This window comes from Blastococcus sp. SYSU DS0617, assembly GCF_054051075.1.
Genome location: NZ_JBJHAO010000011.1, coordinates 58,695 through 73,719 on the forward strand (window position 1 = coordinate 58,695; position 15,025 = coordinate 73,719).

General features: G+C 76.0%; 14 protein-coding genes. 8 read left to right on the forward strand and 6 right to left on the reverse strand.

Features of this window, described 5'->3' with window-relative positions; translation table 11 throughout:
• Positions 1-56 precede the first annotated feature (56 nt).
• Entirely contained in the window at positions 57-1,064 is a 1,008-nt protein-coding gene (locus tag ACI793_RS13355; RefSeq protein WP_456606857.1) for a D-2-hydroxyacid dehydrogenase family protein, read from the forward strand.
• On the opposite strand, the gene ACI793_RS13360 is transcribed toward ACI793_RS13355, so the two are convergent.
• Both ACI793_RS13360 and ACI793_RS13365 read right to left on the reverse strand, forming a co-directional pair.
• Complete coding sequence (locus tag ACI793_RS13360) at positions 1,031-1,690, reverse strand: response regulator (protein ID WP_456606858.1); 660 nt, start codon at positions 1,688-1,690, stop codon at positions 1,031-1,033. The genes ACI793_RS13355 and ACI793_RS13360 overlap by 34 nt on opposite strands.
• Entirely contained in the window at positions 1,687-3,645 is a 1,959-nt protein-coding gene (locus tag ACI793_RS13365; protein WP_456606859.1) for a histidine kinase, read from the reverse strand. Before ACI793_RS13365 ends, ACI793_RS13360 begins: the two co-directional genes overlap by 4 nt.
• Before the next feature lie 182 nt (positions 3,646-3,827).
• Between ACI793_RS13365 and ACI793_RS13370 the strand changes: the two genes are divergently transcribed.
• A complete protein-coding gene (locus ACI793_RS13370) occupies positions 3,828-4,484 on the forward strand; it encodes a hypothetical protein (RefSeq protein ID WP_456606860.1) in 657 nt (218 codons plus the stop codon).
• Between the two features lie 56 nt (positions 4,485-4,540).
• Here ACI793_RS13370 and ACI793_RS13375 read toward each other — a convergent pair whose 3' ends face one another.
• On the reverse strand, positions 4,541-5,329 hold the full coding sequence (locus ACI793_RS13375; RefSeq protein WP_456606861.1) for a hypothetical protein: 789 nt from the start codon (positions 5,327-5,329) through the stop codon (positions 4,541-4,543).
• Entirely contained in the window at positions 5,326-6,264 is a 939-nt protein-coding gene (locus ACI793_RS13380; protein WP_456606862.1) for an ABC transporter ATP-binding protein, read from the reverse strand. Before ACI793_RS13380 ends, ACI793_RS13375 begins: the two co-directional genes overlap by 4 nt.
• 183 nt (positions 6,265-6,447) lie before the next feature.
• On the opposite strand from ACI793_RS13380, the gene ACI793_RS13385 reads away from it, so the two are divergent.
• Positions 6,448-7,728, forward strand: a complete 1,281-nt coding sequence (locus ACI793_RS13385; protein ID WP_456606863.1) for a sensor domain-containing protein — start codon at positions 6,448-6,450, stop codon at positions 7,726-7,728.
• On the forward strand, positions 7,725-8,372 hold the full coding sequence (locus ACI793_RS13390) for a response regulator (RefSeq protein ID WP_456606864.1): 648 nt from the start codon (positions 7,725-7,727) through the stop codon (positions 8,370-8,372). Before ACI793_RS13385 ends, ACI793_RS13390 begins: the two co-directional genes overlap by 4 nt.
• Before the next feature lie 5 nt (positions 8,373-8,377).
• On the opposite strand, the gene ilvA is transcribed toward ACI793_RS13390, so the two are convergent.
• Positions 8,378-9,646, reverse strand: a complete 1,269-nt coding sequence (gene ilvA / locus ACI793_RS13395) for a threonine ammonia-lyase IlvA (RefSeq protein ID WP_456606865.1) — start codon at positions 9,644-9,646, stop codon at positions 8,378-8,380.
• A 151-nt stretch (positions 9,647-9,797) separates the two neighbouring features.
• Between ilvA and ACI793_RS13400 the strand changes: the two genes are divergently transcribed.
• Positions 9,798-10,763, forward strand: a complete 966-nt coding sequence (locus ACI793_RS13400) for a matrixin family metalloprotease (RefSeq protein ID WP_456606866.1) — start codon at positions 9,798-9,800, stop codon at positions 10,761-10,763.
• 21 nt (positions 10,764-10,784) lie between these two features.
• On the opposite strand, the gene ACI793_RS13405 is transcribed toward ACI793_RS13400, so the two are convergent.
• Positions 10,785-11,210 (reverse strand): ATP-binding protein, encoded by a 426-nt coding sequence (locus tag ACI793_RS13405; RefSeq protein ID WP_456606867.1) that lies wholly within the window; start codon positions 11,208-11,210, stop codon positions 10,785-10,787.
• Positions 11,211-11,291: 81 nt separating this feature from the next.
• On the opposite strand from ACI793_RS13405, the gene ACI793_RS13410 reads away from it, so the two are divergent.
• The 3 genes from ACI793_RS13410 to ACI793_RS13420 all read left to right on the forward strand — a co-directional run bounded on the left by ACI793_RS13410 (position 11,292) and on the right by ACI793_RS13420 (position 15,009).
• Positions 11,292-11,645 carry an STAS domain-containing protein gene (locus tag ACI793_RS13410; protein WP_456606932.1) on the forward strand — a complete coding sequence of 118 codons (354 nt, stop codon included), beginning with the start codon at positions 11,292-11,294 and terminating at the stop codon, positions 11,643-11,645.
• The gene (locus tag ACI793_RS13415) at positions 11,642-13,831 is read left to right on the forward strand and encodes a SpoIIE family protein phosphatase (protein ID WP_456606868.1); all 2,190 of its coding nucleotides are present in this window, start codon (positions 11,642-11,644) and stop codon (positions 13,829-13,831) included. The genes ACI793_RS13410 and ACI793_RS13415 overlap by 4 nt, the downstream gene beginning before the upstream one ends.
• Positions 13,832-13,950: 119 nt before the next feature.
• Positions 13,951-15,009, forward strand: coding sequence for a DUF3048 domain-containing protein (locus tag ACI793_RS13420; RefSeq protein ID WP_456606869.1), 1,059 nt, complete (start codon positions 13,951-13,953; stop codon positions 15,007-15,009).
• Positions 15,010-15,025: the final 16 nt, after the last annotated feature.

Below are 15,025 nucleotides of genomic sequence, written 5' to 3' on the forward strand. Positions count from 1 at the left end.
TCGGCCCCCGGGACGCCGGGCCGCACCACTCGCGGCGCATGTAGTACACCCGGGACGTGCAGCGCATCGCCGTCCTCGACGACTACCAGTCCGTGGCCGCCGACTTCTGCGACTGGTCGCAGGTCCCCGGGCAGGTGCAGGTCGTGGAGTTCCACGACGCCGTCCCCGACGAGGACGCCCTGGCCGCGCGGCTGGAACCCTTCGACGTCGTCGTCGCCATGCGGGAGCGCACCGGCTTCCCGCGCAGCCTGCTCGAGCGGCTGCCCCGCCTGCGGCTGCTGGTCACCACCGGCATGCGCAACAAGGCCATCGACGTGGTCGCGGCCGGCGAGCTCGGCATCACCGTGTGCGGCACCGGCGCGGGCGCCGACGCCACCGTCGAGCTGACGTGGGGGCTGATCCTCGCCACCGTCCGGCACATCCCGCGGGAGGACGCCTCCGTGCGCGCCGGCGGATGGCAGCAGACCCTCGGGAGCGACCTGGCCGGGGCCCGGCTCGGGGTCGTCGGCCTCGGCCGCCTGGGCAGCCGCGTCGCCACCATCGGGCAGGCGTTCGGGATGGACGTCGTCGCCTGGAGCCAGAACCTCACCGACCAGCGCGCCGCCGAGGTCGGGGCCCGCCGGGTGGAGCGCGAGGAGCTCTTCGCCACCGCCGACGTCGTCTCGATCCACCTGCTGCTGTCCAGGCGCACCCGCGGGCTGATCGGCGCCGGCGACCTGGCCCGCATGAAGCCCACCGCCGTGCTGGTGAACACCAGCCGCGGGGCGATCGTCGAGCAGCAGGCGCTGCTCGACGCGCTGCACGGCGGCCGCATCGCCGGCGCCGGGCTCGACGTCTTCGAGACCGAGCCGCTGCCCCGGGACCATCCGCTGCGCTCGGCGCCGCGCACCGTGCTCACCCCGCACCTGGGCTACGTCACCCGCGGCACCTACGAGGTCTTCTACCGCGAGGCGGTCGAGGACGTCGCCGCATGGGTGTCCGGCGAGCCGATCCGGGTGCTCGGGCAGGCCGGCACGGCGGAGCGGGACGCTCACTCGCCCGGCCGCACCACGCCGCTCTCGTAGGCGAGGACGACCGCCTGGATCCGGTCGCGCAGGTCCAGCTTCGCCAGCACCCGCGCCACGTGGGTCTTCACCGTCGTCTCGCCCAGGAACAGCTGCCGGGAGATCTCCGCGTTCGACAGACCGCGGGCCACGAGGCCGAACACCTCCAGCTCCCGGGCCGTGAGCCGGTCGACGACGGCGGGCCGCGGCCGGTCGGGCGGGCGGCGGGTGAACTCCTCGATCAGCCGCCGGGTCACCGCCGGCGCCAGCAGCGCCTCGCCCGCCGCGACTGCCCGGATGCCCTCGACCAGCCGCTCCGCGGTCGTGTCCTTCAGCAGGAACCCGCCGGCGCCGATCCGCAGCGCTTCGTAGACGTACTCGTCGAGGTCGAAGGTGGTCAGCATCAGTACGCGCGTCCCGCCTGCGTCCGCGAGGATCCGCCGCGCCGCCTCCAGGCCGTCCATCCCCGGCATCCGGATGTCGAGCAGCGCGATGTCGGGACGCAGCTCGCCGGCCAGCCGCACCGCCTCCGCCCCGTCGGCGGCCTCGGCCACGACCGACAGGTCGGGCTCGGTCTCGAGCATCGTCCGCAACCCGGTGCGGATCAGCGCCTGGTCGTCGGCAACCAGCACCCGCAGGGCCGTCACGCGTGCTGCTCCTGCCGGGCGGTGCCGAGGGGGAACGTCGCGGACACGGCGAACCCACCAAGAGCGGCAGGCCCGGCGGTGAACTCGCCGTCGTAGAGGCGCACCCGCTCCCGCATACCGGCGAGCCCGTTCCCGGGGGTCCCGCCGGGGTGGGGTGTGCCGTCGTCGCGGACCCGCACCACGAGTCGGCCGTCCACCACGTCGAGGTGGACGGTCACCCGCGTCGCCCCGGCATGCCGGATCACGTTGGTCAGCGCCTCCTGGACGATCCGGTACGCCGCCAGGTCGACCCCGCCAGGGACGTCGCCGAGCGGACCGGCCGTCCGCAGATCGACATCCAGCCCGGTGGATCGGGCCCGGCCGACCAGCGCCGAGAGCCGACCGAGGCCGGTGTCGGAGGGGGCCGCCGGGGCATCGACGACCGACAGCACCCGGGCGAGCTCTGCCAGCGCGCTGTTCCCGGTGTCGACCACGACGGCCAGCGCCGCCGCCGAACGGTCCGGGTCCACGTCGAGGGACCGCCGGGCGGCGCCGGCCTGCACGACCATGACCATGAGGGTGTGCGCGACGACGTCGTGCAGCTCCCGCGCGATGCGCAGCCGTTCCTGCGCCGAGGCCGTGGCCGACCGGACGTCGCGCAGCCGGGCCAGCTCCGCGCTCTGCCCGGCCACCCGCTCGCCGAGGGCCACCTGCTCCGCCATGGCGCGACCGGCCAGCCAGGCCAGGCCGACCAGCACGACGGGGACGGCGAAGTCGCCGGCACCCGCTCCGCCGGCGGCGACGTTGACCCCGGCCACGCCCGCCCAGCCCACCGCGAGGCCGGCCCAGCTCCACCGCTCGGCATGCGCCCCGGCCGCGAAGGCGAGCACGGGGGCCGTCAGCCCCAGCGCCAGCACCGGGAGGGGGACGACCAGGACGGCGCCGGTGGCCAGCGCCCACGTCGCTGCCGACGCGGCGACCGGGGCGCTCCGGTGGGCCACGAGCGGGGCGGCGACCATCGCACCCGCGACGCAGGCGGCGACCACGGCCGGCCGGGCGGCACCAGCGTCCGCCGCCGACCACGCCGCCTCACCGGCTGCCAGCACGATCACCGCCGGGGGCAACCAGTCGGAGCGGGTGCGCGGACGCCCCGACCGCCCGGGGAGCGGTGCCGGTGCCGGTCCGGTCGGTCCCGGGTCCGCGTGCGGTCGCAGGGGAACGGTCCGGTCGTGGTCCCGCAGCAGCCCGAGCATCCGCCGCAGCTCGTCCAGCGCCTCCCTGCCGGCGGACTCCACCCCGGCGATGAGGGTCGTGGCGCGGTCGGGGTCGCCCGTTCGCCGCTGGGCCGCCCGGGCTCCGGCCAACATCCGCTCGACGTGTCGCTGCACCACGTCCTGCACGTCGCCGGCCAGCTGCGTGCGCACTGCGGTCGCGGCCGCTTCCTCCGCGACCGCTGCGGACGCCGCGATCTCCCGTGACTGCTCCTCGAGCAGCTCGCGCAGCGTGGCCCGGCCCGCCACCGCGTGCCCCATCCCGACGGCCGTGCCGACGAGGGCGGCCCCCAGCACGCCCGACAGGAGCGACGTGTCGGCGACGCCGATGACCACACCGACTGTGGCCGCGATCGCCGCGCCGCCCAGCCGGACCGACGACGGCGCGCCGTGCCGGCCCAGGGAGTACAGCGCCAGCATCAGGACCACGTAGCAGGTGGCGGTCCGGTCGAACGCGCGCACCGGTTCGGCCAGCTGGACGGCGAAGCCGGCGGCCACCGCGAGGGCTGCTGCCAGGGGGTGGGACCGCCGGCCGAGCAGGGGCAGCGGGAGGAGCAGGGGCGTGACGAGGGCGCCCGGCCGATCGCCGACGCCGACGAGCACCGCCTCGACCAGGCCGACGGCGCTCAGCCCGGCGGCGAGCGCGGCGTCGGCCGACCGGGGCCGGATGACGCCGAGGGGGCGACCCGGCGGGCGCGACGGCACGCGGCCACGCTAGCGAGCACGGCGCGGCACCACATCGTCCTGCGGAGCGACCCGTCGTCCTCCGCGCGGAGGAGCCGGCGGTGGTCCGGCCCGGCCACCGATCCGCCCGGCAGGCCGACGACGCGCGGCGGCCCGCCGACCAGCCTGGATTCCGCCAACGCCCACCGATCCAGGAGCTCCCCATGCACGCACGCCGTCTCTATGCCGCAGCACTCGTGGCCGCCCCGCTGGCCATGGGGGTCGCGGCGCTGGTCGATCCCACTCCAGAGGCCGACAGCACCGCAGCGCTCCTCGACCTCGTCGCCGAACGGCCGGGTGCCTGGTCGGCCGGGTTGCTGCTCTTCTTCCTCTCCGGGCTGCTCTGGGTGCCGGCGGGGCTGGGGCTGCTTCGGGTCCTGCTCCGCGGGCAGCTGCTGGGCCGCATCGCCGCGCTCGCCGTGCTCGTCGGCGGTGCGGCACTGGTCCCGCTCGACGCGGCCTCCCTCTACCTCGCCGAACTGGCCGGCAGCTCCGTGCCGCTCGCGCAGCAGGTTGCCGTCGTCGAGGGGGTGGAGGGCTCGCTCGCGCTGGTGCTGGCCGAGGTCGTCCACGTCGTCGGCCTGTTCGCCGGCCTGCTGCTGCTCGCCATCGCGGTGTTCCGGGCGCGCATCACCCCCGTCTGGGTGCCGGTCGTCCTGGTGGTCGCCCTCGCCGGTCTGCTCGCCGCCCCGCACCGGGCCGTCCAGGCGGTCGCTCTGGTGCTGCTCGTCGCCGCGTTCGCCGGCCTGGCCGTGCGGCTGACCGGCGCCGGTGCCGCCGACCGGTCGGACGAGGCGACGGCGGTGCGCGCCGGAGCGTGATCCGCACGCATGACGGGAGCCGGCGCCGGGTGGTCGGTGCCGGCTCCCGGAGCGCGCTATCCGGCGTCCCGGCGCAGCAACGACCAGCCGCCGGCAACCAGGGCCGTGGCCGCCCAGCCGACCAGGAGCGCGCCCGCCTGCCACGCGGTCATGTCCGGCTCGCCGAGCAGTGTCCAGACCGCTCCCGATCCCGGCAGGAACTCAGCCACGTCGGCCGCCCACGCCCCGAAGGCCGGCAGCAGCGCCGGCAGCACGAGCTGCAGCAGGAACACCGCCGCCAGCGCGGCGGCCGTGCTGCGCAGGAGGAATCCGAGGCCGGCGGTCAGCACCCCGGCAGCGAGGAGCACGCCGGCGACCCGGCCGAGACTCCCGGTCAGCTCCCCGGAGGAGAGCGCCAGGTCCGGCGCGAGCAGCTTCGCGAGGACGTCGGCGACGAAGGCGAGCAGCACCGCGGCCGCGGTGGCGACGGTGACCGGCACGGCCACCCGCGCGGCGAGCAGCACGCCTCGGCGCGGGGTCCACTGCAGCGTCGGCGCGATCGCCCCACTGCCGTATTCGGAGGTGACCGCGAGCAGCACCATCACCAGCAGCGCGAACTGCCCGATCAGCGTCCCGTACTCGCCGGCGACCGTCGCGGCCGTCGTCGTCCCGGAGGCGTTCGCCGTCTCCGCCTCGTCCAGGGCGGAGAGGGTCCCGATGCCGACGACGGTCACGGTGGCCGCCAGCAGGCACCACCAGGTCGTCCGCACGGTGCGCAGCCGCACCCACTCGGCGGCGGCAGCCCGCCCGAGGACCGTTGCCGTGCCGGGCCCGGCGGTCGGCGGGGCGAGCACCCCGGCGCTCATCGCTGCACCTCCCCGGCCGGCTGCGGGTCGGCCGCGACCCGGTATTGCACGCTGTCGCCGGTGAGATCGAGGTAGATCTGCTCGAGGGAGTTGTGCACCTCGGTCAGCCGGTGCACGGCCACCCCGACCTCCAGGGCGACATCGCCGACCGTCTCGGGCGACGCGCCCTCGACCAGCAGGTCGCCGACGTCGGTGGGGTGCACCCGCAACTGCCGGCGCCGCAGTGCGCCGGCCAGCTCGTCGGGGGACGGGGTGCGCACCTGCACCTGGCGGCGTGCGCTCTCGCCGCGCATCACCTCGGCCATGGCGGCATCGGCGATCAGCCGGCCACGCCCGATGATCACCAGGTGGTCGGCGGTCTGCTCCATCTCGCTCATCAGGTGGCTGGACAGCAGCACCGTGCGGCCCTCGTCGGCCAGCCCGCGCACCAGGCGCCGGATCCAGCGGACGCCGTCGAGGTCCAGGCCGTTCATCGGCTCGTCGAACAGCAGGACGGCGGGGTCGCCCAGCAAGGCGGTGGCGATGCCGAGCCGCTGACGCATGCCCAGCGAGTAGCCCTTCACGCGGCGCCGGGCGGCCGGGCCGAGGCCGACCTGGTCGATCACCTCGTCGACCCGGCGCAGCGCGATGCCGTTCGAGCGGGCGGCCACCCGCAGGTGGTCCCGGCCGCTCCGGCCGGGGTGCACCGCCTGCGCGTCGAGCAGCGCACCGGCCGTGCGCAGCGGCTCGGCCAGCCGGCCGAACGGGCGGCCGGCCACCAGCGCCGAGCCCGACGTCGGGCGGTCCAGGCCGAGGACCATCCGCATGGTGGTCGACTTGCCGGCGCCGTTCGGGCCGAGGAAGCCGGTCACCTTGCCCGGCTGCACCTCGAAGGTCAGGTCGTCGACGGCGCGCACGGCGCCGTACTGCTTCGTGAGCCCGCGCACCTCGATCATGCGGAGCCCACCGGCGGGCGGCACTGCCGCCAGGAGTTCGTCTCGGTCATGATCAGCAGCGTGGCGACCCGGGACGTGCGCGCGGATCACCCCGCAGGGCCGACCTGGGTCCCCCGCGTGGGGGAGGTGCGGAGCACGCCGCCGGGGGAATCGCCGGGCGGTGCGGCGCGTCAGGATCGACCCATGCCCCCGACTCCGCCCGCGAGCAGAGCCGCTGCCCTGTCCGCCCGCGTGCGCGACCAGATCGAGGCCGCCCGTCCCGGCTGGCCCGGTCGCGCCGCGTACGTCCTCGCGACGCTCCCGCTCGGGGCGCTGTACCTCGCCCTGTACTTCGCGCTGGCCGGCTCCGTCGTCGCGCTGATCTACGGCGTCGGGCTCGTGCTGGTCCCGCTGGTGCTCGCCACCACCCGCGGGCTCGCCGGCGTCGAGCGCCGGCTGGCCCGCGGACTCCTCCGCGTCGACCTCCCGGACGGCGAGCGGGTGCGCGACCAGCGAGGTCTGGTCCGCCGGGTCCGGCGGCTGGTGTTCGCGGCGGACACCTGGCGGGCGTTCGGCTGGCTGGGTGCCCGGGTGCTCATGGGCCTGGTCAGCCTGGCCACCCTGGCCCTCGGCGCCGGCCTGCTGGTCGTCCTCGGCTTCGACGCCCAGTGGAACGTCCTCACGGCGATCCCGCTGATGGCGCTCATCGTGGTCGTCGTCTGCGCCGTCCTGGTGGTGCTGGAGCTGCTCGTCCGGCTGGCTGCCGCCGTCGCACCGCGGCTGCTCGGCGCCGGGGCCGAGCAGCAGATCGCCGCCCTGCAGCAGAGCAGCCGCCGCCTCGCCGACCGCAACCGGCTGGCCCGCGACCTGCACGACACCATCGGGCACGCGCTGACCGCCAGCCTGCTGCAGGCCACCGCCGCCCGCCGCACGCTGACCCCGACCGACGACCGGCCCGCGCAGCCCGACTTCGCCCGCCAGGCGCTCGGGCACATCGAGGCGAACACCCGCACCGCGCTCGCCGAGCTGGACCGGGTGCTCTCGGTGCTGCGCGCGGAGGACGGCGGTCGCGACCCCGTCCCGTTCGCCGCCCCGTCCCTCGGTGACCTCGACCAGCTGCTCGCCGGGCTGCGTGACGGCGGGCTGCCGGTGGCCCTGGTCGTCGACGGTGCCGTGGACGACGTGCCGCCCGAGGCGCAGGAGCTGGCCTACCGGGTGGTGCAGGAGGGGACGACGAACGTGCTGCGGCACGCGGGCACCCCGCTGACCGTGGCGGAGGTGGTCCGCGACGGCGGCACCCTCGTCGTCCGCGTGTGCAACGAGCGGGCCGCGCAGCCGGACAGCCGGCCCGGTCCCGGCGGTGGCCGTGGGCTGGCCGGCCTGCGCGAGCGGGTGACGGCGTCCGGCGGCACGCTCCAGGCCGGGCCGACCCCGTCGGGCGGCTTCGACCTCACCGTCACCCTGCCGCTGCCGGGGGCCACGTGAGCCTGCGGCTGGTCCTGGTGGACGACGACGTGCTCGTCCGGTCGGGGCTGCGGGTGATCCTGGAGAGCGAGCCCGACCTCACCGTCGTGGGCGAGGCCGGCACCGGGCGCGAGGCGCTGGAGATGGCGGGCCGCACCGATCCGGACGTCGTCCTCATGGACGTGCGCATGCCCGACATGGACGGCATCGCGGCCACCGCCGAGCTGGTCGCCCGCGATCCGCAGCGGCCCCGCGTGCTCGTGCTGACCACGTTCGAGGACGACGACTACCTGTTCCGGTCGCTGAAGGCCGGGGCGAGCGGCTTCGCCCTGAAGCGGGCCGACCCCGACGAGCTGGTCGACGCCATCCGCGTCGTCGCGCGGGGCTCCTCGCTCGTGCTACCCGACCTGACCCGCCGGCTCATCGCCTCGCACGTGCCGTCGGCCGCGCGGGGGGCCGCCGCGCTGCCGGCCCTGACCGCTCGGGAGGCCGACGTCCTGCGGCTGGTCGCCGGCGGGCTGTCCAACGCCGAGATCGCCACCGAGATGTTCCTCAGCCGGGAGACGGTGAAGACCCACGTCAGCAGCGTGCTGCTCAAGCTGGGGGCCCGGGACCGCACCCAGGCCGTGATCGCCGCCTACGAGAGCGGCTTCATGACGGTCTGAGCGGGTCAGACCAGGAAGCGGTAGGCGGTCGAGCCGGGGGTGAGGTGCTCGATGCGCAGCGGGCTGGCCTCCACCCGCGCCAGGAGCTCCACCAGCCCCTCGACCCGGCCCAGCTCGATGCCGGTCAGCGCCGCACCGGTCTCCCGGTTGTCCCGCTTGACGTACTCGAAGCGCACGATGTCGTCGTCGGGGCCCAGCACCTCGTCGAGGAAGCGACGCAGCGCACCGGGCTCCTGCGGGAACTCGACCAGGAAGTAGTGCTTGAGCCCGCGGTGCACCAGCGAGCGCTCGACCACCTCGGCGTACCGGCTCACGTCGTTGTTGCCGCCGGACAGCACGCAGACGACGGTCTGGCCGGGCTGCAGCGTCACCAGCCCGCCGCTCAGCGCCGCCGGCGCCAGCGCCCCCGCGGGCTCGGCGATGACCCCGTCGGCCTGGTAGAGGTCGAGCATCTCGGTGCAGATCTGGCCCTCGGGCACGGCGAGCAGCTGCGCACCCGAGTCGCGCACGAGGGGATAGGTGACCGCGCCGGCCCGGCGCACGGCGGCGCCGTCCACGAAGGTGTCCATCTCCGGCAGGTCCACCGGCCTCCCGGCCGCCAGCGCGGCGGCCATGTTCGCCGCACCCGCCGGCTCCACCCCGACCAGCCCGGTCGTGGGGGAGTGGGTCCGCAGCCAGCTGCCGGCGCCGGCCAGGAGCCCGCCCCCGCCCACGGGGAGGACGACGACGTCGGGCCGCTCGGGCAGCTGCTCCAGGATCTCCACCGCCACCGTCGCCTGCCCGGCCACCGTCGCGAGCGAGTCGAACGCCGGCACCAGGGTCGCCCCGGACGCCGTCGCGAACTCCGCCGCCGCGGCCGCCGCGTCGTCGTAGGAGTCGCCGGTGATGATCAGCTCGACCATGTCGCCGCCCAGCGCGGCGATGCGTTCCCGCTTCTGCCGCGGCGTCGTCCCCGGCACGAAGACCCGGCCGCGCACCTGCAGGGCCCGGCAGGCGTAGGCGACGCCCTGCCCGTGGTTGCCCGCGCTGGCGCACACCACACCGGCCGCGCGCTCGGCGTCGGGGAGCGCGGAGATCATGGTGTACGCGCCGCGGATCTTGTACGAGCGCCCGACCTGCAGGTCCTCGCGCTTGAGCCACACGTCGGCGCCGGTCAGCCCGGACAGCCGGGCGTTGCGCTGCAGGGGCGTCCGCTCGGCCACCCCGTCGAGCCGGCGGACGGCGTCGAGCACCTGCGCGGTCAGGCGATCGGGGGAGGAGGTCGCGGCGCTCACCCCCTCATCGTCGTCCACCGGCCCCGGCATCCCCGCAGGGAGGCCGCCCCGGCGCGGTTGCGGCCCGATGGGATGAGCGGGCGCACGCCGATGCACCCCCTCTTCGCCACCGGCGGGGACCATGGACCACAGGTCGAGGCAGGAGGCGTGGATGGCGGGGTTCGAGCGAGGCGACGACGGGCGGCTGCCCGCGTCGCCGTCCGGCCGCATCCCGCAGTGGGTCCGCGACGAGGCCGCCGGGCGGCCGGTCCACCACGAGTCGTGGCGGACCTCGTCGCCACCGCCGGGCGGCACCGCGCCGGCGCCGCGACGCCGGCGTCGACGGCTCGCACGTCTCCGCCGGTGGCTGACCGCGGCGGTCGTCCTCGCCGCGGTCGTCGCCGGTGCCCTCCTCCTCGACCGCGCCGGCCTCCCGGGCAGCCGTGTCGCTCCGCTGGCCGGGAACGCGGGATTCCCGTCTCCCGGCGGTGACGCGGCCGGAGAACCACTCGGCGTCCCCCTGGACGCGCCCGCCGTCGGCGGCACGCACGCCTTCGTCGCCCTCCAGCCGGGGTCGGGCAGGCCGGTCGCGTACGACCCCTGCCGACCGATCCGCTACGTCGTCCGGCCGGACGACGCGCCACCCGGGACCGAGGGTCTGCTGGAGGAGGCCTTCAGCCGCGTCAGCGCGATCACCGGACTGCAGTTCGTCGAGGAGGGCCCGACGGACGAGCAGCCCTCGTCCGACCGGGAGCCCTTCCAGCCCGACCGCTACGGCGACCGGTGGGCACCGGTCCTGGTCTCCTGGCAGACGGAGCGGGACGACCCGGAGCTGGTCACCGCCGCCGGTCGGGCCGGCAGCGCGTGGGTGTCGCGGCCGGGAGGACCGCGGGTGTACGTCACGGGTTCGGTGACGCTGGATGCGGCCGATTTCGCCGAGATCCTCGGCTACCCGGGCGGGTACGACATCGCCCGCGCGATCGTGCTGCACGAGCTGGGCCACCTGGTCGGTCTGGGCCACATCGACGACCCGAGCCAGCTGATGTACCCGGAGACCGGGACGGCCCTCGATTTCGCGTCCGGCGACCTGACCGGTCTGGCCCAGCTGGGCCGCGGGGAGTGCGTGCCCGAACTCTGAGGCCCTCCGCCGGCGCGGCGATCAGGTCGGGAGCAGGCGCAGCTTCGGCTCGGTGCGCAGCCGCTTGAGGAGCTCGACCCGGTGCCGCCCGTCGGCGGAGCGCACGAACTGCAGGTCGTCGACCAGCGCCTTCATGAGCACCAGCCCGCGGCCGACCTCCAGCGGCGAGCCATCGGGCGCCATGGCCGACTCGAAGTCGAAGCCGTGTCCCTCGTCGAGCACGCTGAGGTGGCACACGTCGTCGGTGAGGGCGACGTCGACCTGGTACTCCTCGTGCTCACCGGCGTGCTGGACCACGTTCGCGCACGCCTCGGTCAGCGCCAGCAGGATCTCCTCGGTCGTCTGCGAGGCGACCTCCAGGTGCTCCAGCGCCTGCCGCACCAGCCCGCGCATCAGGGGCAGGCTGCGCGCGTCCCTGGGCAGGCGGACGCTGAACGAGATGTCCATGGCAGGTCTGTCCCCTCGGCACCGATGTCCTAGTCTCGACGAGGACGACGAGGTGAGGGGGGCGGTGCTGTGCTGTTCGACGTGGAGCGGTCGACCGTCGCCGGCCGACCCGCCCTCACGGTACGGGGTGAGCTCGACATGGCCACCGCCCCACGCCTCGACGCGGCCGCCGAGGCCGCGCTGGCCGGACCGGGCGACGAGCTGGTCGTCGACCTGACCCACACCGCCTTCCTCGACTCCTCGGGCGCTCGCGCCCTGCTCGGCGTGGCCCGCAGGGCCGAGGCGGCCGGTGTCCGGCTGCACGTGCTCGCCCCCCGGTCCAACGGCCCGGTGCGGCTCACCATCGACCTGCTCGACCTGGGCGCCTTCGTGCCGCTGGTCGCCTCGGGGGGGGAGATCCCCGCGGGCATCGCCGGGCGCGACGCCGGCACGTGACCTCCCGCCCGGTGGACGACGAGGCGCTGCGGCGCTGCGCCGACGAGCCGATCGCGATCCCCGGTGCCGTCCAGCCGCACGGGGTGCTGCTCGCCGTCACCGAGCCGGGTCTGGACGTCGTCGTCGCCTCGGCGAACGCCGCGGCCCTGTTCGGCCGACCGGTGCGGAACCTCGGCGACGTGCTCGACGACGACGCACTCGCGGTGCTGCGCGACGGGCTCGCCGGCGACCTGGGCGAGGTCAACCCGCTGCGCATGACCGTCGGCGGTGCGGAGGTCGACCTGGTCCTGCACCGCGCCGACGGGCTGCTGCTCACCGAGTGGGAGCCGGTCGCCGGCGCGGAGCAGGCCGGTGCGGCCTGGCACCGCCGGCTGCCGAGCGTGCTGCAGCGGCTGTCGTCGTCGGGCACGCTCGAGCGGCTCGCCGCCACCCTGGCCCGCGACGTCCGCACGGTCACCGGGTTCGACCGGGTGATGGTCTACCGGTTCGACCCCGAGTGGAACGGCGAGGTGATCGCCGAGGACCGGCGCGAGGACCTCGAGCCCTTCCTCGGCCTGCGGTTCCCGGCCGCCGACATCCCCGCCCAGGCCCGCGCGCTGTACACGACCAACTGGATGCGGCTGATCCCCGACGCCGGGTACGAGCGGGTGCCGCTGGAGCCGGCCGCGAACCCCCTGACCGGGCGCCCGCTGGACCTCTCGGGCGCCATGCTGCGCAGCGTCTCGCCGGTGCACCTGGAGTACCTGGCCAACATGGGCGTGGTCTCGTCGATGTCGGTCTCGCTGATCGACCGCGGCCGGCTCTGGGGCCTCATCTCCTGCCACCACTACGCCGGGCCGCACCGCCCCTCCTACGCCGACCGCACCGCCGCGGAGTTCCTCGGGCGCACCGCCTCGCTGCTGCTGCACACCGTCGTGGCGGAGGGGGAGCAGGAAGGTGTCGTCGAGGTCGCCGAGCGCACGGCCGATTTGGCCGCCGCCGTCGGCCGGACCCCGCGGGCCCTGGGCGCCGCGCTCACCGAGCAGGACGTCACCGTGCTCGACCTGCTGCCCGCCACCGGTGCCGCCGTCCGGCTGGACGGCCGGCTCCGGCTGCTCGGGACGACACCGCCGGCCGACCGCGTCCCCGGGCTGGTGGGAGAGCTGCTGGCCGCCGGCGTGACCGCGACCGACGCTGCCTCCCGCGTCGTGCCCGGCGCCGACGACCTCCTCGACTCCGCCAGCGGTGTGCTCGCCGTGCCGGTGGGCACGGGTGACTTCCTGGCCTGGTTCCGCCCCGAGACGCTGCGCGAGGTGACCTGGGGCGGCAACCCGTACGCGTCCAAGGTCGCGCAGACCGACGACGGACCGCGGCTGAGCCCGCGCCGCTCCTTCTCCGCCTGGAGCGAGACGGTGCGCGGGACGTCCCGCCCGTGGCGGGAGCACGAGGTGGCCGCCGCCCGCGCGCTGGCCGGGCACCTGGGCGCGGCCACGCTGAACCGCTCCGAGGAGGACAACCGGCTCGTCGGCGCGCTGCAGCGCACGCTCCTGCTCCAGGAGCTGCCCACGGTGCCCGGCCTGGCGCTGGCCGCCCGCTACCGGCCCAGTGCCGAGGACGTCGTCGGCGGTGACTGGTACGACCTGGTGCCGCTGCCGGGCGGGAAGCTCGCCGTGGTCCTGGGCGACGTCGCCGGGCACGGGCTGGCCGCCGCCTCGGTCACCGCCCAGCTGCGCCACGCGCTGCGGGCCCAGTTGCTGCGCGCCGCCGGGCCGGCCGCCGCGCTGCAGCTGCTCAACGAGGTCACCAGCGCGCTGCTGCCCGGCGAGATGGCCAGCGTGGTGGTCGCCGAGGTCGACACGGGCACCGGGGACGTCGTCGTCGCCAGCGCCGGCCATCTGCCGGTGCTGCACGCCCACGACGGCCACGCCGAGTACGTCATGGGCGGCCGCGGCCCGGCGCTGGGCGTGCTCGACCGGCCCACCTACGCCGAGGCCCGGCTGGCCCTGGCCGGCGACGACCGGCTGCTGCTGTTCAGCGACGGCCTGGTGGAGCGGGGGCGCGGCGGGCTGCAGAGCGGGTTGGACGCGCTGCGCGAGGCAGTCGCCGGCGCGCCGGCCGCACCCGAGCCGCTGCTCGACGCGGTGCTGGGGGCGCTCGCCCCGCCGGACGCCGACGACGTGACCCTGCTGGCCCTCGGGCGCACCTGAGCCCTCACCTGTCACAACCGGAGTGGCGTCACCGGTCGTGACCGCAAGTGCGCCCTAACGTGACGACGAGCCCGCTCGGCGGGCGGTCCTCACGCACGCCGACGCAGGAGCGCACAACCATGTCCCACCGGATGCTCACCCGCCGCAGCTTCGGCCGCACCGCCGCTGCGCTCGCCATGACCGGGGCGCTCGCGCTCACCGCTGCCTGCGGGTCGGACAAGAAGACGGAGCCGGCCGCGGCGAGCACCTCCGCCGCGCCGCCCCCGCCGGCCCTGGTGCCGTGGCCGCTCACCGGCGTCGAGGTCGAGGCAGTGCCCGCGCGGCCCGCGCTGGCGGTGAAGATCGAGAACTCGACGGCAGCCCGCCCGCAGAGCGGCCTGAACGCCGCCGACGTGGTGTGGGAGGAGGTCGTCGAGGGCGGCATCACCCGGTTCGTCGCCGTCTTCCACTCCACCCTGCCGCCGGACATCGGGCCGATCCGCTCGGTCCGGCCCATGGACGCCGCGATCGCCGGGCCGCTGCAGGGCCTGTTCGCCTTCTCGGGCGGCCAGCCGAAGTACGTGGACGCGATCGCCGCCACCGGCGCGCAGGTGCTCAGCCAGGGCGCCGGCGCGCCCGGCTTCTTCCGGCTGAACACCCGGAGCGCGCCGCACAACGTCTACGCCAACCCGGCGGACTTCGTCGCCCAGGCCGACCCCGCGCACCAGGCGTCCCCGGCCGGGGAGTTCGTCTTCGCGGGCGCCGGCCAGCCGGCCACCGCGGTGGCCCTGGGGGCGCCGGCCGCCGCGGTGCGGCTCCAGCTCTCCGGCAGCAGCCGCCCGAACTGGACCTGGAGCCAGCCGGACAACGGCTGGCTGCGGGCCGAGGGGGACACCCCCGCGACCGGTGCCGACGGCGCCCGGCTGCGCGCCAGCAACGTGGTCGTGCTGCGGGTCGACGTCGTCACCACCGGAGCCCGCGACGGAGCCGGCAACCCGGTGCCCGAGACCGTGATGGTGGGCGGGGGAGAGGCGCTCGTCGCCAGCGGGGGCAGCACCATCGCCGCCACCTGGTCCAAGGCCTCGCCGACCGCCCCGGTCGTGCTCGCCGGTCCCGGAGGCGCGCCGGTCGAGCTGGCACCCGGCAACACCTGGGTCGAGCTCGTGCCCAACGGCACCGGATCCGTCGCGCTGGGCTGAGCCGCTCGCGGGTCCG